Here is a 17649-nt window from a genome sequence, read left to right as displayed (position 1 = left end):
AGCCAGCATTATTGAAAAGTACTTATATTTTCTAAAACCACAAAACACTCAAATTGCATAAGCACTCAGCCGCACAAACCAAACAATAATAAGTGACGTAAATGTCTAATTTTGCACATTACATTCGCGGGTGGTCAGACAACTAGCTCTCGGTCACAAATTGCAATTAAACACATATTTTTTAAGCAAAATTCTAAAAACCAACTAATCTTAAGTAAGAAAGGATTTGCTTTTCTATGCGGGTTTATTGTCAGTTTGACAGGTTCAGAGGGGAATTCATTATGAGTATTTTCGACCATTTCCAAGCGCGCTACGAAGCCTCAAAGGATGAGGAGTTATCACTGCAAGAGTTTTTGGCTCTATGTAAGGATGACAAAAGCGCTTATGCCAACGCAGCTGAGCGACTATTAATGGCAATTGGCGAGCCAGAGGTCATTGATACAGCGCAAGACCCACAACTGAGTCGTATTTTCTCCAACCGCGTGATTTCTCGATACGACACATTTAAAGACTTCTACGGTATGGAAGATGCCATCGAGCAGATTGTTTCCTACCTCAAACATGCAGCCCAAGGGCTTGAAGAACGCAAACAGATTCTTTATCTGCTTGGTCCAGTAGGTGGCGGTAAGTCGTCTCTAGCCGAAAAACTAAAAGCATTGATGCAACAAGTTCCAATTTATGTGCTTTCCGCTAACGGTGAACGCAGCCCTGTTAATGATCACCCATTCTGTCTGTTTGATGTCAGTGAAGATGGTGAGCTACTTAAACAAGAATACGGCATAGAAAAACGTTACTTGCGTTCGATTATGTCCCCATGGGCGGCAAAACGACTCCATGAGTTTGGTGGCGACATTTCAAAATTCAAAGTTGTCAAAGTTAGACCTTCCATTCTAGACCAGCTAGCGATTGCTAAAACTGAGCCAGGTGATGAAAACAACCAAGACATTTCATCGTTGGTTGGTAAAGTCGACATTCGACAACTTGAGCACTTCTCGCAAGACGACCCAGATGCTTACAGCTACTCGGGCGCACTATGTCGAGCAAACCAAGGCTTGATGGAGTTCGTCGAGATGTTTAAAGCGCCAATCAAGGTGCTCCACCCGCTACTTACTGCAACCCAAGAAGGTAACTACAATGGTACGGAAGGCCTATCAGCCTTACCATTTGATGGCATGATTCTCGCCCACTCGAATGAATCTGAGTGGCAAACATTCCGCAACAACAAAAACAATGAGGCATTCCTTGACCGTGTCTACATAGTCAAAGTCCCATACTGTCTACGCGTTGCGGAAGAAGTAAAGATCTACCAAAAACTGCTCGACCATTCAGAGCTATCGAAAGCGCCATGTTCACCAAGTACGCTTGAGCTACTATCACAGTTCAGTATTCTGTCTCGACTTAAAGAACCAGAGAACTCATCGATCTTCTCCAAGATGAGAGTCTACGATGGTGAAACGCTCAAAGACACGGATCCTAAAGCGAAGAGCTATCAAGAGTATCGCGACTTTGCCGGCGTCGATGAAGGCATGTCAGGACTCTCAACCCGTTTCGCGTTCAAGATCCTATCACGGGTATTTAACTTCGATCAGACAGAAGTCGCGGCAAACCCTGTTCACCTGTTCTACGTTATCGAGCAGCAAATTGAACGCGAGCAATTCCCTCAAGAAACAGCAGAGAAGTATCTAGAATTCTTGAAAGGCTACTTAGTACCACGTTACGTCGAGTTTATCGGTAAAGAGATCCAGACTGCGTACCTAGAGTCTTATTCGGAGTACGGTCAGAATATCTTTGACCGCTACGTAACCTACGCAGATTTCTGGATTCAAGACCAAGAATACCGCGATCCAGAAACAGGTCAGCTATTCGACCGATCTGCATTAAACAATGAACTAGAAAAAATCGAAAAAACAGCCGGTATAAGCAACCCGAAAGATTTCCGTAATGAAATCGTTAACTTTGTGCTTCGTGCTCGCGCCAACAACAATGGTACCAACCCAGTTTGGACAAGCTACGAAAAACTGCGCACTGTGATTGAGAAGAAAATGTTCTCAAATACAGAAGAGTTGCTACCAGTTATCTCCTTCAACACTAAAACCTCTTCTGAAGATCAGAAGAAACACGATGACTTTGTCGCTCGTATGATGGAAAAAGGCTACACAGAGAAACAAGTACGCTTGCTATCTGAATGGTATCTACGCGTTCGTAAATCTTCGTAATAGCAGTGTTTTAGCCCATGAAATCCCTACCAGAGTATAACGCTCTGGTAGGAGATTGGATGAATAAGTGTCTGTCGACATGCAACGGCAGGTGCGTAAGAGATAAGGGGTGACTCATGGCGCAATTTATTGACCGACGACTGAACGGCAAAAATAAAAGTGCGGTAAACCGCCAGCGCTTTTTACGCCGCCATAAAGAACAGATTAAAGAATCTGTGGCGGATGCGGTAAATCGCCGTTCAATCACCAACACTGAAACCGGTGAAGACGTATCCATTCCGCATAAAGACATCAAAGAGCCAGTCTTTCATCAAGGCAAAGGTGGCTTAAAGGAACGTGTCCATCCGGGTAATGACCAATTCATTACCGGAGACAAAATCGAACGACCTAAAGGCGGCGGACAAGGCGGAGGTTCTGGCGAGGGCGAAGCCAGTGCTGACGGCGAAGGCCAAGACGATTTTGTATTCCAGATTTCTAAAGACGAGTACTTAGACATTCTGTTTGAAGATCTAGAGTTACCAAACTTAGAAAAAAACCAAATCGCCAAAATTACCGAATGGAAAACCCATCGCGCTGGCTATCAAACCGCTGGTGTACCTGCAAACATCGCGATTGTAAAATCGCTTCAACAGTCCCTTGCACGTCGAACCGCAATGACGGCAGGCAAAAAGCGCATGTTGCGTGAACTCGAAGAAGAGCTCGACCGCGTTAAAATGTCTGAGCCTGCACAGATGCTTGAAGAGAAGCGCCTTCAAGAAGAGATAAAAGCACTGCGTCGTAAGTTAGACACCGTACCGTTCATTGATACCTTTGATTTGCGCTTCAAGAACTATGAGCGCCGCCCTGTTCCATCTAGCCAAGCGGTTATGTTCTGTCTTATGGATGTGTCTGGCTCTATGGACCAAGCAACCAAAGACATCGCGAAGCGCTTTTACGTGCTTCTTTACTTATTCCTAACTCGTACCTACGAGAACGTAGAAGTGGTGTTTATTCGTCACCATACCCAAGCAAAAGAAGTCGATGAACACGAGTTTTTCTACTCGCAAGAAACCGGGGGAACTATAGTTTCAAGCGCGCTAAAACTGATGAACGAAATTGTTGCAGACCGCTACCCTGTTGGAGAGTGGAATATATACGCAGCTCAAGCCTCAGATGGTGATAACTGGGCAGACGATTCACCGCGATGCCGTGAGCTTCTCACCAAAAACTTATTGCCAAACTGCCAATACTACTCATACATCGAAATCACTCGCCGCTCTCATCAAACCTTGTGGCATGAGTACGAAAAGCTTGAGGGAGCATTCCCTAACTTTGCGATGAAGAACATTCGCAGCGTTGAGGATATCTTCCCCGTCTTTAGAGAGCTTTTCAAAAAAGAGACTGCTTAGGGAGGCTGTATGACAACGAAAACGAAAAAGCCAACAAAGAGTAAGGCGCTGCCAGATGGACCTGATTGGACATTCGATCTGCTTGACCAATACCACACTGAAATAAAACGCGTTGCTGATCACTATAAGCTTGATGCTTATCCTAACCAAATTGAAGTCATTACTTCTGAGCAAATGATGGACGCCTATTCAAGTATTGGTATGCCTATCAACTACAATCACTGGTCATTTGGTAAGAAGTTTATTCAAACTGAACAAGGGTACAAACATGGTCAAATGGGTTTGGCCTATGAAATCGTCATCAATTCAAATCCATGTATCGCCTACTTAATGGAAGAGAATACCGTTACGATGCAAGCCTTAGTAATGGCCCATGCTTGCTACGGTCACAACTCATTTTTCAAAGGCAACTACTTATTCCAGACTTGGACCGATGCGAGTTCAATCATTGATTATCTATTGTTTGCTAAAAACTATATTGCTGAGTGTGAGCAAAAATACGGTGTTCAAGAGGTTGAAGACCTACTCGACTCCTGTCATGCGTTAATGAACTTTGGTGTCGACCGCTATAAACGACCAGAGAAGATCTCGATTGCTGAAGAGAAATCTCGTCAAGAAGAGCGTGAAGCTTACCTTCAGTCGCAGGTTAATGACTTATGGCGCACGGTTCCGAAATCCACCGTTGAGCCTGAAAGCCAGAAAACACGTTTTCCGACCGAACCACAGGAAAATATCCTCTACTTCATAGAAAAACACGCGCCTTTACTTGAATCGTGGCAACGCGAAATCGTACGTATCGTACGTAAGATCAGCCAGTACTTCTATCCACAGAAACAAACTCAGGTTATGAATGAAGGTTGGGCAACTTTCTGGCACTACACCATTCTCAATCATTTATATGATGAAGGCTTGGTTACGGATAGATTTATCCTAGAGTTTCTCCATAGTCATACTGGTGTTGTCGCCCAGCCGGCCTACAACAGCCCTTACTTCAACGGTATTAACCCTTACGCATTAGGCTTTGCTATGTTCCGCGATATTCGACGAATCTGTGAAGAGCCAACTGACGAGGACAAAGAGTGGTTCCCAGACTTGGCTGGAACAGACTGGCTTGAAGCGGTGCATTTCGCTATGCAGAACTTCAAAGACGAGAGCTTTATCAGCCAGTACTTGTCACCTAAGCTAATGCGCGACTTCAAACTGTTTGCCATCGTCGACGACGACCGTAAAAACTACATCGAGGTGAGTGCCATTCACGACGATAGTGGCTATCGCGCAATCAGAGAAAAGCTTGCGGCGCAATATAACCTGAGTAACTTGGAGCCAAACATCCAAGTGTTTAACGTTGACGTGCGTGGCGACCGCTCACTCACGCTACAATACGTACCACATGACCGTATTCCTCTTGATGAGGGCTACGATGAAGTTCTCAAACACCTTTATCGCTTATGGGGATTTGACGTCATTCTTGAAGAGGTGAAAGACAGCGGTCGCCGAGAGATTCTCGGTACCTGCCCTAAACGAAACGACTATGATGGCAAAATATAAAACTCAACAATGACAAAAGGCCCCGAGGGGCCTTTTTTATACGGTCTAGCTATTTTTGGAGACAATGCTTCGAACCACTTCTAGGTCCTCTGGCGTATCGACACCTGCGGCTGGTGCTTCCTTCGCCACTTCAACATGGATCTTTTCCCCATACCAAAGTACACGTAGCTGTTCTAAACACTCTATCTTTTCAAGCGCTGTTGGCTCCCAGTTGATATAGGTGTTTATAAACCCTGCACGATAAGCATAAATACCGATATGGCGCATCAGTGGTTGTTTAATGATTTTGGTATCTTCCGCAAAGCTGTCGCGATCCCAAGGAATCGTTGCGCGGCTAAAATACATCGCATAACCATCTTTATCCGTCAGCACCTTAACCGCATTCGGGTTAAAGACTTCCGCTTCATCACTGATCTCAACTGCCAACGTGGACATAGGTGCTCGGCTATTCGCCAAGTTCTCTGCAACTTGAGTAATGATAGAAGGTGGAATTAAAGGTTCATCCCCTTGAACATTGACGATGATATGATCGTCTGGGATCGCCATTTTCTCAACCACTTCAGCAAGGCGCTCAGTGCCTGACTCATGGTTTGGTGAAGTCATGCAAACTTGCCCACCAAAAGACTCAACCGCTTGCTCTACTCGGCTATCATCAGTTGCAACGATTACCTTATCAGCACCCGCTTGGACTGCCTGTTCATAAACCCATTGAATCATAGGCTTACCACAGATATCCGCCAGCGGCTTACCAGGTAAACGGGTCGACTGATAACGCGCGGGGATAACAACCGTAAACGACATTATCTGCCCTCGTCCATACTAACTTTGCGCGCTTCAGGTTCTAGAAGCACCGGAATACCTTCTTTGATCGGATATGCAAGACGGTCTAATTTACACACTAGCTCTTGCTTGTCCTTATCGAACGTTAGTTTTCCCTTACATACTGGACATGCAACAATCTCAAGCAGACGATGATCCATACTGTTCCTTAACCTCTTTAATCTTATTTAAGATGCGCGCTTTATCTGCATCTTCAAACTCAGCACTGACAGGTAAATACCACCAGTTCTCTTTCGCATAATGCGCGCATTTTACCGCGTCTTTTTCTGTCATAATCAAGTGTTCGCCTTTGGCAGCGAGCGCCTCTAAATCAGACAGTTCAAAATCTTTATGATCGGCAAAGCCTTGTTGATAAGAAGGCTTTGCACCTAACTGTTCAAGTGTCTTGAAGAATCGTGGAGGGTGGCCGATCCCCGCCATCGCGACGAGATTATCTTTCAGCTCCATGACACTCAAACGTTGACCCGTTTTCATGTTGACCGCTTGAGTCGGCTTTAACACCATAGCGGCTTCATTTTGTAATGCTTGACCACCATTGGTAATGATAAAATCTACCTCAGCTAACCTAGCGGTAGACTCGCGTAGCGGACCTAACGGAATCAAACACTCACTACCAAATCGTCTCACACCATCAACCACGACAATCTCGATATCACGCTGTAGTGCATAATGTTGAAGACCATCATCGGTAATAACGATATCGACACCTAGCGGTAGTAAAGCCTTTACAGCTTCACTTCTAACTGGTGAAACGGCTACTGGCGCGCTTGTACGTTTAAAGATTAGCTTAGGCTCATCACCACAGTGCTTAGTTGACGTTTCATTGTCCACTAAGAGCGGATAATGCGGCGCTTTCGCCCCGTAACCGCGTGACACCACCCCAGGCTTGTAACCAAGCGCTTGAAGTTGCTCAACCAACCAAATGACTACTGGTGTCTTACCATTACCACCAGCGGTAATGTTACCCACCACAATGACAGGCACAGGAGCACGATAGCTTACGCTTTTACCTGTTTGATACTTGTTACGACGAGAACGACTTACCAATTCAAACAAAATACTGAGCGGCCACAATAGCGGCCATAATAAATATTTTAGTGGATGATTCTCAAACCAGATCTTTTCAATCAAAGCTATGCACCGAATTGAATTCGATGAAGCTGAGCGTAAGCACCATCTTTCTCAATCAACTCACTGTGATTTCCACGTTCGACGATTTCACCTTCATCCACAACCAAAATTTCATCGGCATTTTCAATCGTAGACAGACGGTGGGCAATGACCAACACTGTTTTGTTCTTTTGCAGTTCATCCAGAGCCGACTGAATTGCCTTTTCCGACTCAGTATCAAGCGCAGATGTCGCCTCATCGAGAATCAGTACAGGTGCATCACGTAATAGTGCACGTGCAATCGCGATACGCTGACGCTGACCACCAGACAGACTTGCGCCGTTTTCACCAATAACCGTATCTAAGCCATCATCCATCTTCTCGATAAAGTCCATAGCATAGGCTAAACGCGCGGCTTCTTCGATTTGCTCACGACTGTATTGCTCGGTTGCCGCATACGCAATATTGTTGGCGATGGTGTCGTTAAATAGATGAACATTTTGTGATACCAAAGCGAAGTGCGAACGCAGATTACTTAAGGTGTAATCACGGATGTCATGCTCATCAAGACAAATATTACCCGCATCTACATCGTAAAAACGGGTAAATAGGTTAGCAATGGTACTCTTACCCGAACCTGAACGACCCACAAGCGCAATGGTTTTGCCTTTCGGGATTTTAAAACTGACATTATTCAGTGCTGGCTTCTCTTTACCTTCATAGGTAAAGGTTACTTCTTTCACTTCAATATCACCACGTACTTTCTCTGTTTGGTACTTACCGTTGTCTTGCTCGGTTTCTAGATCCATCAGAGCAAACAAGGTTTGGCTTGCTGCCATACCACGTTGGAAATCAGAGGTAACATTGGTCAACGCTTTAAGCGGTCGCATTAGAGCAAACATGGCAGAAAACACGACGGTAAAAGTACCTGGAGTCAACTCTGTGCGGATAGAGTCCACACTCGCTAAGAACAGGACAACAACCAGAGCGATAGACGCAATCACTTGAATCACTGGGTTGGCAATCGCTTGAGCAGCGACCATTTTCATTGATTGCTGACGCATCTGATTGCTCACTGAATCAAAACGCTCACTTTCGACATGCTGTCCACCGTAGCTCAAAACCACTTTATGGCCTTTTAGCATCTGCTCTGCGGACGAGGTAACATGCCCCATAGTTTCCTGCATGTTTTTGGAGATTTTACGGAAGCGTTTCGAAACAAAACCAATTCCCCATGCCACGATCGGAGCAACAACAATCAATACCAGTGATAGCTGCCAACTGTTCCAGAACATAAGGATAAGCAAGCCAATAATACTTGCACCTTCACGCACAATACTCACCAATGCTCGACTCGTTGCCCCCGCAACTTGTTCAGAGTCATAGGTAATACGAGATAGCAGACCACCAGCGGATTCTTTATCAAAGTAAGAAACTGGCATATGCATGAATTGGTTAAAGATAGAGCGTCTCATCTCCATAACCACGTTGCCAGAAACCCAGCTTAAACAGTATGTTGAAACGAACCCACTCAGGCCTCGCACCACCATCATACCGAAAATAATAAAAGGGAGAATTCTTAGGAAGTTAGATTCTGCATCGCCAAAACCTTCATCAAGCAAGGGTTTAACCAACGACATCATGTAAGTGTCAGCAGCAGCATTAATAATGAGAGCAACAACAGCTACAGCAAGGCCCGCTTTGTACTGTCGAATATAAATCCATAGGCGTTGAAAGGTTTGCCACGTGGTTTCGTCTTGATTCAGAGACATAGAGTTGCTTATTTTTCTTTTACAATATTGCGGCTATTCTACTCCGTTACGCAGCATCTGCCTATACCAAGTCTTACCTTTGCGCTCCCTTAGCGCACTAACCTGATAACTTTGCGGATAAACATCGAACAACACTTGACCAGAATGCCCAGTATCCAACCATTTCGCACCTGCTTTTTGGTATCTCTTAACCACGTTTTCATCAGGTAACTTCCATCGTCCACCCTTAGCCAGAGAAGCAACTGCGACTTCGGGACTAACCGCTGCAATAAATGCCGGAATTGAAGAAGTTTTACTGCCGTGATGGGGAACGATCAGGATATCTGAATCCAGTTTTTCGCCCTCCCTAATCAAGATCCATTCGGCGATAGATTCAATATCTCCCGCCAACAGCAGCCTTGTTGAACTCTCTTGGTGCTGGAGTTTAAACACACATGAGTGAGGGTTATAGGCTCTGCTGGTCAATTTGGGTGGCCATAATGACTCAATGGTGATCTTTCCCCATTGCCAAGAACGCCCTACTACACACGGTTCAAAAGAGTCCCCTGACTGACTAGTCAGTATCTGGCTGGGACTCCACTGCTGCTTGATTGCTTGCAAACCTCCCGAATGATCATTGTCAAAGTGGCTGATAGCCAGATAATCTAGTTGGGTTATGCCCCTTGAGATCATTAATGGCGTCACAACCTGTTCAGCCATACTAGAGGTTTGCCAAGCAGCACCGGTATCATAAACAAGTGCCCTATTCTGTTGCTGAACTAGGATAGATAAGCCATGACCAACATCTAGCACCACAATTTGCCACAATGTCGAATCCCGCCACTCCACTAAGCTTAAGCCTATACTAAGCATCAGTAAGGTTGTAACTCGCCTTGATAGCAAGCGACTTATCGTCAGCACAACTAAGATGCAAAGAAGCCATAACAGTGTTTGTCTCGAAACATCAAACCAAGTCCAGATAGAATATTCCATCGCCCAGTTCACTGGCATTAGACTGAGATTTAGCCACTCCCAAGGGAATTCAAACCAAGGAAATATAAAGTGGCTAGCAAAGGAGAAAAAGACGAGCGGTATGACTAAAACAGTAAACCAAGGAACAAACACAAGGTTGTAGGCAATAGCGCCTAGGCTCACACCATGAAATAGATACATGACGATGGGAGCCATCAAAACCACCAGAAAAAGCTGAATTTTTACTGCCTGAACAACCAGATTGCCGCGTGCTTTCCCACTGACTTGATATAGAAAAATCACCCCAACCGCGACCATCGACATCCAAAGGCTAGGAGAAATAGCAGAAAAAGGATCGAGAAAAAGCAGCAGACTTAAAACAAGCAACCACTTAAACGAGTTGGGGAGCTGACCTGCAAGCGGCATTAAAATACACAACAGCAAACACATGGTGACTGCTCGCTCCGTTGGGATAGAAAAACCAGCGAGCCACGCATAGCCAATCGCAAATGCTAAACCCCACAAAACAGGCGCGTGCAAAAATAAGACATGGAGCTTAAGTATGCTAAGTCCAATAAACCAACCGATAGCAAATGCAATTCCGACGTGCAGACCAGATATCGCAATAAGATGACTAAGGCCGCTATTTTTAAGCAATTCCCAATGTTGCTGAGTAAGCCCTTCCCGCATACCAAACATAAGGGCCAATATCATCGCTTGATGTTCGAGTAATTGTGTTTTGTCTTTAACTGATTCAATCAGCCGCGTTCGAAGAGAAGGCTGACTCGTTATAAAGAAGCTTTTCTTTCTATCGACAGAGCCAGTGCCCACCACTCCTTGGATAAGTGCATGCTGCTCGGCATCGTACCCAACCCCATTCATCAAACCATAAATCGGTTTCACCGAGATACTTGCCGTCACTTGGTTACCCGGATTCAAAGAAATTGGACTGGTTAAACGCAGTTTAGGCTGGTGAAAAGTGGTCAAGGCTTCACCATTGATTGATCTGACTACAACAATACCTTGAAAGCCAAAATTTATTGGTTTAAAAAGGCTGTCAACGTCAGCGATTATGGTAATATCCTGACCAGCTTGAAAAAGTGCTTCTGTTTGATATCGCAATAAGTTGCCGTGCATCAGGATGACAACACACGCTAAAGCTAGTCCCAGACAGCCTCTTGCTCTCCTATACTTGGTTGAAACAACCAGTACAGCCAAAGCTAAAGGCAAATAATCTAATTTCGGCATTATCGGCCAATACGGACTAGTTGTGATCAACAAAGAGAAAGAAATTAGCGTCCAGTAATGTAAGTAGAGAGTCATTTCCCTATGCCAAGAAAATTTATTAAGCGCTTTATGCCTGACCACGAAGTAATTAAACGTCAAAAGGCACTAAAGATTTTTGGCAATGTGCTGTATAACCCAAACCTATGGTGCCTTAACCGTCGCTCCGCGTCTGGTGCATTCGCCGTCGGTTTATTTATGGCTTTCGTTCCACTTCCAAGCCAGATGATTATGGCCGCGGGCCTCGCTATTGCCTGTGGTGTTAACCTGCCACTCTCTGTTGCACTTGTTTGGGTGAGCAACCCTGTCACCATGCCCGTGCTGTTTTACTTTGCCTACAAAGTTGGCGCTTGGGCAATGCATGTACCTCCTCAGCACTTCCACTTTGAGCTTTCTTGGGAGTTCATTCTGCATCAAATGAGTACTATAGGCCCTCCATTCCTACTCGGTTGCCTAATCTGTGGCGTTTTGTCAGCAATGATCGGGTATTTTGGAATTAGGGCTCTGTGGCGTTATTCTGTAGTACGAAGTTGGCAACAAAGAAAAATCAGAATAGGCAACCTACTCAAGAAGTAAACACCAGCACGCACACTTTCGGCTTAGTTAATATCTGCTTGAAAAGTTATGAAACGAGAGTGTGATATGTGAGGTTAACCACTAGAATTAAACCAGAAAGGGAAAAGCCTTAGCTTTTCCCTTTTTATTGGTGACAATGAATTGTTTTATAACGGATTAAACTCAGCATCGCGTAGGGCTGAGAGTATTAACTCCCCATTCTCTGCGACTCTAAACTCCCCATATTGAGCAGCATTTAACTCGTCAGCTTTCCCTTCTTGAAAGAAATACGCGTTGGTGACGAATTTAACTTGCCCCGACCTCAGTCTAAACTGCAACGCGATTTCAGAACTAGGCGAACGCTCTATCGAAGTCGACACAAATTGAGCGACACGATTGCTATCGAGTTCGATGTTCACAAAGCCATCAACCGCCGCACTGTACCTGTCTCTCATTCCCTTGTCGGCTAATTCGCGGATGACATCTTCGCCTAGCTCAAAATTGAGTGTCATGTAGTCACCCTGCATCAAAGAACGAGGATCTACTGGGGCTAGCTTGAGCAGAACAATCTGCCCATTCTCCAAAAGCTGCTCTTTTTGATAAATGGACCAATTGACGGCGATTAACGCTAAAACAAGCGTAACGATATAGATAGTTCTTCGCATACGACTACCCCTTTGCTTGATTTAGCACTTTGTTGAACACTAAGTAGCTAACTAACATTATCAAGGCGACCGACATCAGTACTCCAGATTTAAACAGTAACGTCGTTTCCATCATGTAATAGTATGTTGAGCTATACACGAGCAAGGCTGTCGCCCCTAGCCCCATCATCATCCGGTTGCTTTGTGCGAAAGCAGTGACGAGTATGATCAAACTTACTCCTACCCCGGGAGCCATACTGGTTAAAACAGCCAAGAGAATAGTGAAGATGACTGCGAGTTTAGCCACCTTAGAGCGGAGCCGAATTTGGTGATAGTGAAGCAAGTACCCTGCCGAGATACAGATGCTCAACATATAGGTGATAGGCGCCACCCAATAAGGCAAAGTAAAAGTGGCGTTAGAGTTTGAAACCAACATACTCTCAACTTCAGTTCTAAAAACCTGAACACACAGTAATACAACGATCGATACCACCAAGCCGTACTTTATGCCCGATACGAATCGATAGGATGCTGGAAAGCGAAATTCATTCAGTGACAACCAAACCATTGGCAGCAGTAAAACACTGGTTAATAGACTCGGCAGCCCACATGAAATCAGTACCCCAGACATAGCCGCACAGCAGCTTAGGGTAGACCATACTCGATGAGTCATACTTGGCATGATAATCATAAGTACAGCTTGCAGAATTGCGAACGAAAGCAAAATAACTTGTATATGCTCAAGTGGCAGCAAGGCCCAACCATACAGAACTTGCGCCGAAAAGCTTAACGCGAGAGCAAGGTGCTCTAAAAACTCATTATTGCGTGCTGAAAGTATTCGCTGAGCGGCGACTAACATGATCAAAGCCACTACCGCGGAAGCCACTGCGCTTTGGAAAAATAGAGTAAACACGCCGAAGAAGATGCCTAGTAAACAGAGTCCGCCTAGCCAGCCAGAGATCGCCAGTAATAGCTTGATAGGCCAAGCAAAACCACTGGGGGTCTCATTAAACATACTTTCAGATACGACACCCTGATCAATCAGCTGTTTTTTTAACTGCTTACTCATGGTCGTCGCTCCTCACGTTGAACATTTTTGAGCCAAACCGCAGCGATTAGCCCAGACCCAATCACAACCACAGTGAGAATTAAGAAATAAGCCAGGTCATCAATTCCTCGCATTCTTTGTGCGACAAAAGTGACCGTAACCAAAACCAGGGACAAGCATCCACCAGCGAGCATAAATAGGTCTAAGTTACGCCTACGATAAAAATAGTAGACGCTAGCAAGCGAAGCGCCCCAAACTAACATCGGCATAGCAATATCGCTGCTTGAGTCAAGTAAAGAAGACCAAACGATATAGGTAATAATGATGCCAGATGTTGTACCTAGTAGATGCAGCATCCACTTTCTCTGCATCCACGCATGTGACGCGCTCAAAAATTGCCACACGCACAAGGCGCTCGTGTTTAACAAAAACAGCGCCCACGAATCACTATCTGAGAAGCTGAACAGCAAAAAGTGATTAGCTGAAAAGGTATTGAGGTAGAGAGCGATCGAGATATTACTTAAAGTAAGCCACAGTACCCACGCAGGGATAAACCGTGCGACCACAACCCAAGGTGTAATAATCACCAACCAGCTGGCGAAAAGCTGCCAAGTATCGGCACCTGTTTGATAAGTTTGGCCAAATAAAGCCAGCAAGGCACCCACTAATAGACACGAAGTAATCATTGCTGCATTGGCAACCAGCTTGTGTTGTTCAGCTTTGATATAGACGACAACAGATACTGTTAAGCAAGTTTCGACAATAGCAAACTTGGCGAATCGACTTAGATCGGCCCAGTTGTAGGCGAAAAAGAAAATCAAAGACAGACTGAAAGCTAGGCTACCCAGCCAAACAAACAATTGATTAAAAAAGTGAACCCAAGCTTGGGGAGCAGGCTTTATTTCAGCTAGCTCCTTCGCTCGTTCTATAGTGTCGGAAGTAACGATTCCACGCTCAACAAGATCAACAAACTCTTTTCTCATTGATTTGATTCCTTTTGCTCTATTGGCATTGTCTCCTCAACCAAATACTCAGAGGCACTATATGGCTGAGTAAACATCAGATTTGAGGCAAACGAATTTGCCTCATCATCACTTAGAGCTTAACACAGCAGCTGGGTTCAACTTACTGGCTCTAGAAGCGGGATACCAAGTGGCAAAAAGGCTCAGAGTGATAGCAGTCAAAGAGACAACAATGACATCACTAGGATTGACTTGAGATGGAAGGAAATCAACAAAATAAATATCACCAGACAAAAATTTATGTCCAATGAGATTTTCTAACGCGCTAATCATAGGGGTAAGATTTAACGCTATCAAAACGCCAAACACACTGCCTGCAACGCTTCCGAGCACGCCAGAAAAGACCCCTTGCCAAACAAATATCCGTTTGACCAGTCCATCTGTCGCGCCCATCGTGCGCAAAATCGCAATCTCAGCGGCACGATCTTTTACCGCCATCATTAGAGTTGATACGATATTGAAGCTTGCAACTCCAATCACCAAAACCATCACCAAGTACATAATGGTTCTAACCAGTTGGATATCACGGTAAAGAAAGCCGTATTTCTGCTGCCAGCTACGCAAGTAAACATAGACATCCAGTGTGTTGCCTACTTCACGAATAATTTGAGTCGCATTAAGTACTTCGGTCACACGCACGGAGACACCACTCACACCTTGGCCCATTTTTGCGTAATTCTGCGCATCTTGAAGCGGTACAAGCGCCAAGTTATGGTCAATCTGGCCATTTAACGTGAGTAAGCCTGCAACTTTTACGCGCACACGCTTTGGCGCCTGAACTTTTGTCGTGGCACCAGAGGTAGGGATCATCAAAGTTAAAAAGTCGCCTTTTTTAACCTTGAGTAGTTCCGCTATACCTTTACCAAGAATGACTTGCTGTTGGCCGGCTTGAAAACCGTCCCATACCTCAGAGTCAATAAAATCACTTAAGTTAGAAACCTTGCTTTCAAGTTTCGAATCGATACCTCGTACTTCAAGGGCTTTAAGCTGCGCGCCTTTCTCAGCAAGAGCAGTAAACTTCACATAGGGAGCCGCCGCTTCAATCTTTGGATGTTTCTCACTCTGGGATACCACGTTTTGCCACTCAATCAGTGGCCCTCTCACACCTTCAAACTCACCGTGAGAGATAACCGACAAGACGCGATTATTAAGCTCACGCTCGAAACCGTTCATCGCAGACAGTCCAATGATGATCATCGCCACACCGACGGCAATGCCTATGGTTGAAGACATTGAAATGAACGAAACCATTTTATTTCGTTGTTTGGCGCGGCTAAATCGCCCGCCAATAAACAGAGACAGGGATGAAAACACTTACGCCCCCTCAATGTTGAGTAGCAAACCGTCTTGCATATGTAGCTGACGATCCATTTTCGCCGCTAATTCGCCATCATGAGTAACAACCAAAAATGCAGTATCAGACTCTTGATTTAGCTCGCGCACCAGATCATAGATCGCTAATGCCGTCTTATGGTCCAAGTTACCAGTCGGCTCATCAGCCAAGACTAGAGAGGGATTATTCACCAATGCTCGCGCAATCGCCACACGTTGACGCTCACCACCTGAAAGCTCTGCTGGTCGGTGCTCAATTCGGTGACTCAAACCTACTTTATCTAGCAATGCTTTCGCTGCCGACTTGGCTTGATTCACTTTGACGCCACCAATAAGCAAAGGCATTGCAACGTTTTCTATCGCGCTGAAATCTGACAGGAGGTGGTGAAACTGGTAGACGAAGCCTAGGTGCTGATTGCGCAGCTTAGCTTGACGGTTCGAACTCAGTTTCGATAAATCTTGGCCTAAAAACTCGACATGGCCTTCGGTCGCATCATCCAGAGCACCCAAGATATGCAGCAGCGTACTTTTACCAGAACCTGAGGTACCAATAATCGAGGCTAGCTCGCCCTTCTCGATATCAAAGCTCACACCTTTAAGAACTTGAGTATCAAATGCACCCTCATGATAAGTTTTGCACACGTTGTGACATTGAAGAAGACTACTCATATCTTAAAGCCTCGGCTGGTTTTACTGATGATGCGCGGTATGAAGGGAACAAAGTCGCGACAAGGCTTAGCGCAATAGCCAATACCACAACAACAAAAATTTGAGCAGGGTTGATTAATATTGGCAGCTCACCACCCACCGCGAATAGAGCGATACCCGCACTTTCAAGTAACGAGTTAATATTATTGGCTAGCAAGACACCCAATCCACCACCGATGATGGCCCCTATTACGCCACTACTTGCGCCTTGAACAATGAAGATCGAAAGAATTTGCTTGTCGGTCATACCTTGAGTTTTTAAGATCGCGACTTCAGATTGTTTCTCCATCACCACCATAATTAGCGCAGAAATGATATTGAACGCTGCAATGCCCACGATGAGACCGAGCATTAAGCCCATCATGTTCTTTTCCATTCTTACCGCTTGGAAAAGCTCGCCTCTTTGATCGCGCCAATCTTGCCATTGCCAACCGTCAGGCAGTGGATTTTGGCTTAGTTCGCCAACCACAAATGGGTCATTAAAGAACAAGCGCCACCCTGTCATGGTGTCCGGCTTCAAACGCATCAATTTTCCAGCGTCTGAGATATGCGTGATCATCAGCTGTTTATCAACATCTGAGCCTGTATTGTAGATACCCGCCACAGTAAATAAACGCTGGCTTGGGATTCGACCTAGTGGCGTAAACTGACTCGCACTGGTGACCATCAAGCGGACTTTATCACCGACCGAGACGTCCATTGAACGAGCGAGCGAATGACCAATAAACAACTGGTACTCACCCGCTTGTAAGTCAGATAAGTGACCCGCAATTAAATGACGCTCAATAGGGTCATGCTCTGAAGGCTTAATACCAATCAGTAAGCCGGCGTTAAGTTGACTTGGGCTTTGGATAACGGCTTCACTCTGCACGATTGGCTCTGGATGCCCAGCAGAAGAAAGTTGCGCGATAAATTCAGGAGCACGTTCTGTTTTCGCCGTTTTACCGTCTATTTGAGAAACTATGGCTTGAGGAAGAACGCCAAGAATTCGCCCTTTAAGCTGCGCTTCAAATCCATTCATAACGGAAAGCACAGTCACAAGCGACATTACACCGATCGTAATGCCCGCCGTTGACATATAAGAGACAAAGCGGCTAAACCTATCACCGGAGCGACCTCGTAAGTAGCGCAAACCGATGAAGGTTGAGACTGGATGAAACATAGTAGAAACCAATGTTAGGGTTTGATGACCTCAGGGTCTGTTGACTCTGGTAATGGTGCTTACTCTACC

General features: G+C 45.2%; 15 protein-coding genes. 4 read left to right on the top strand and 11 right to left on the bottom strand.

The window, feature by feature from the left end; translation table 11 throughout:
• The first annotated feature begins 281 nt into the window (after positions 1-281).
• The 3 genes from AC6R00_RS21465 to AC6R00_RS21455 all read left to right on the top strand — a co-directional run bounded on the left by AC6R00_RS21465 (position 282) and on the right by AC6R00_RS21455 (position 5152).
• Positions 282-2216 (top strand): PrkA family serine protein kinase, encoded by a 1935-nt coding sequence (locus tag AC6R00_RS21465; protein ID WP_004747033.1) that lies wholly within the window; start codon positions 282-284, stop codon positions 2214-2216.
• A 116-nt stretch (positions 2217-2332) separates the two neighbouring features.
• Complete coding sequence (locus AC6R00_RS21460; protein WP_004747028.1) at positions 2333-3604, top strand: YeaH/YhbH family protein; 1272 nt, start codon at positions 2333-2335, stop codon at positions 3602-3604.
• A gap of 9 nt (positions 3605-3613) precedes the next feature.
• Complete coding sequence (locus tag AC6R00_RS21455; protein ID WP_500641857.1) at positions 3614-5152, top strand: SpoVR family protein; 1539 nt, start codon at positions 3614-3616, stop codon at positions 5150-5152.
• Between the two features lie 45 nt (positions 5153-5197).
• Here the strand turns inward: AC6R00_RS21455 and kdsB are convergent, their stop codons facing one another.
• The 5 genes from kdsB to AC6R00_RS21430 are packed head-to-tail and all read right to left on the bottom strand — an operon-like array spanning position 5198 to position 11073.
• Positions 5198-5953, bottom strand: coding sequence for a 3-deoxy-manno-octulosonate cytidylyltransferase (kdsB, locus tag AC6R00_RS21450; protein ID WP_500641856.1), 756 nt, complete (start codon positions 5951-5953; stop codon positions 5198-5200).
• On the bottom strand, positions 5953-6132 hold the full coding sequence (locus tag AC6R00_RS21445) for a Trm112 family protein (protein WP_004747022.1): 180 nt from the start codon (positions 6130-6132) through the stop codon (positions 5953-5955). Before AC6R00_RS21445 ends, kdsB begins: the two co-directional genes overlap by 1 nt.
• On the bottom strand, positions 6113-7123 hold the full coding sequence (gene lpxK, locus AC6R00_RS21440) for a tetraacyldisaccharide 4'-kinase (RefSeq protein WP_500641855.1): 1011 nt from the start codon (positions 7121-7123) through the stop codon (positions 6113-6115). The genes AC6R00_RS21445 and lpxK overlap by 20 nt, the downstream gene beginning before the upstream one ends.
• A 2-nt stretch (positions 7124-7125) precedes the next feature.
• Complete coding sequence (msbA, locus tag AC6R00_RS21435; protein WP_239825509.1) at positions 7126-8874, bottom strand: lipid A ABC transporter ATP-binding protein/permease MsbA; 1749 nt, start codon at positions 8872-8874, stop codon at positions 7126-7128.
• 33 nt (positions 8875-8907) lie between these two features.
• Complete coding sequence (locus tag AC6R00_RS21430; protein ID WP_500641854.1) at positions 8908-11073, bottom strand: DNA internalization-related competence protein ComEC/Rec2; 2166 nt, start codon at positions 11071-11073, stop codon at positions 8908-8910.
• 81 nt (positions 11074-11154) lie between these two features.
• Here AC6R00_RS21430 and AC6R00_RS21425 point away from each other — a divergent pair, with 81 nt between their 5' ends.
• A complete protein-coding gene (locus tag AC6R00_RS21425) occupies positions 11155-11685 on the top strand; it encodes a DUF2062 domain-containing protein (RefSeq protein ID WP_004747017.1) in 531 nt (176 codons plus the stop codon).
• A 146-nt stretch (positions 11686-11831) separates the two neighbouring features.
• Here the strand turns inward: AC6R00_RS21425 and AC6R00_RS21420 are convergent, their stop codons facing one another.
• From AC6R00_RS21420 to lolC, 6 genes are all read right to left on the bottom strand, one after another.
• Positions 11832-12329, bottom strand: a complete 498-nt coding sequence (locus AC6R00_RS21420; protein ID WP_500641853.1) for a GDYXXLXY domain-containing protein — start codon at positions 12327-12329, stop codon at positions 11832-11834.
• A gap of 4 nt (positions 12330-12333) precedes the next feature.
• Entirely contained in the window at positions 12334-13377 is a 1044-nt protein-coding gene (locus AC6R00_RS21415) for a DUF4401 domain-containing protein (protein WP_500641852.1), read from the bottom strand.
• On the bottom strand, positions 13374-14339 hold the full coding sequence (locus AC6R00_RS21410; RefSeq protein WP_500641851.1) for a DUF2157 domain-containing protein: 966 nt from the start codon (positions 14337-14339) through the stop codon (positions 13374-13376). Before AC6R00_RS21410 ends, AC6R00_RS21415 begins: the two co-directional genes overlap by 4 nt.
• A gap of 108 nt (positions 14340-14447) precedes the next feature.
• Positions 14448-15692 (bottom strand): lipoprotein-releasing ABC transporter permease subunit LolE, encoded by a 1245-nt coding sequence (lolE, locus tag AC6R00_RS21405; protein ID WP_500641850.1) that lies wholly within the window; start codon positions 15690-15692, stop codon positions 14448-14450.
• Entirely contained in the window at positions 15693-16379 is a 687-nt protein-coding gene (lolD, locus tag AC6R00_RS21400) for a lipoprotein-releasing ABC transporter ATP-binding protein LolD (protein WP_500641849.1), read from the bottom strand.
• Entirely contained in the window at positions 16372-17580 is a 1209-nt protein-coding gene (gene lolC, locus AC6R00_RS21395) for a lipoprotein-releasing ABC transporter permease subunit LolC (protein WP_500641848.1), read from the bottom strand. The genes lolD and lolC overlap by 8 nt, the downstream gene beginning before the upstream one ends.
• Between the last annotated feature and the right edge of the window lie 69 nt (positions 17581-17649).

The sequence above is a fragment of the Vibrio sp. R10-SF1-ISO8 genome, from assembly GCF_059833805.1.
The sequence above is the reverse complement of the archived record's forward strand: the minus strand, read 5'-3'. Positions and strand labels throughout refer to the sequence as shown.

Bases quoted from the DNA above. Each gene is read 5' to 3' on its own strand.
- AC6R00_RS21410 (WP_500641851.1), bottom strand. From the start codon at position 14,339: ATGAGAAAAGAGTTTGTTGATCTTGTTGAGCGTGGAATCGTTACTTCC.
- AC6R00_RS21445 (WP_004747022.1), bottom strand. From the start codon at position 6,132: ATGGATCATCGTCTGCTTGAGATTGTTGCATGTCCAGTATGTAAGGGA.
- kdsB (WP_500641856.1), bottom strand. From the start codon at position 5,953: ATGTCGTTTACGGTTGTTATCCCCGCGCGTTATCAGTCGACCCGTTTA.
- lolD (WP_500641849.1), bottom strand. From the start codon at position 16,379: ATGAGTAGTCTTCTTCAATGTCACAACGTGTGCAAAACTTATCATGAG.
- msbA (WP_239825509.1), bottom strand. From the start codon at position 8,874: ATGTCTCTGAATCAAGACGAAACCACGTGGCAAACCTTTCAACGCCTA.
- AC6R00_RS21415 (WP_500641852.1), bottom strand. From the start codon at position 13,377: ATGAGTAAGCAGTTAAAAAAACAGCTGATTGATCAGGGTGTCGTATCT.
- AC6R00_RS21460 (WP_004747028.1), top strand. From the start codon at position 2,333: ATGGCGCAATTTATTGACCGACGACTGAACGGCAAAAATAAAAGTGCG.
- lolC (WP_500641848.1), bottom strand. From the start codon at position 17,580: ATGTTTCATCCAGTCTCAACCTTCATCGGTTTGCGCTACTTACGAGGT.
- AC6R00_RS21455 (WP_500641857.1), top strand. From the start codon at position 3,614: ATGACAACGAAAACGAAAAAGCCAACAAAGAGTAAGGCGCTGCCAGAT.
- AC6R00_RS21425 (WP_004747017.1), top strand. From the start codon at position 11,155: ATGCCAAGAAAATTTATTAAGCGCTTTATGCCTGACCACGAAGTAATT.
- AC6R00_RS21420 (WP_500641853.1), bottom strand. From the start codon at position 12,329: ATGCGAAGAACTATCTATATCGTTACGCTTGTTTTAGCGTTAATCGCC.
- AC6R00_RS21465 (WP_004747033.1), top strand. From the start codon at position 282: ATGAGTATTTTCGACCATTTCCAAGCGCGCTACGAAGCCTCAAAGGAT.
- AC6R00_RS21430 (WP_500641854.1), bottom strand. From the start codon at position 11,073: ATGCCGAAATTAGATTATTTGCCTTTAGCTTTGGCTGTACTGGTTGTT.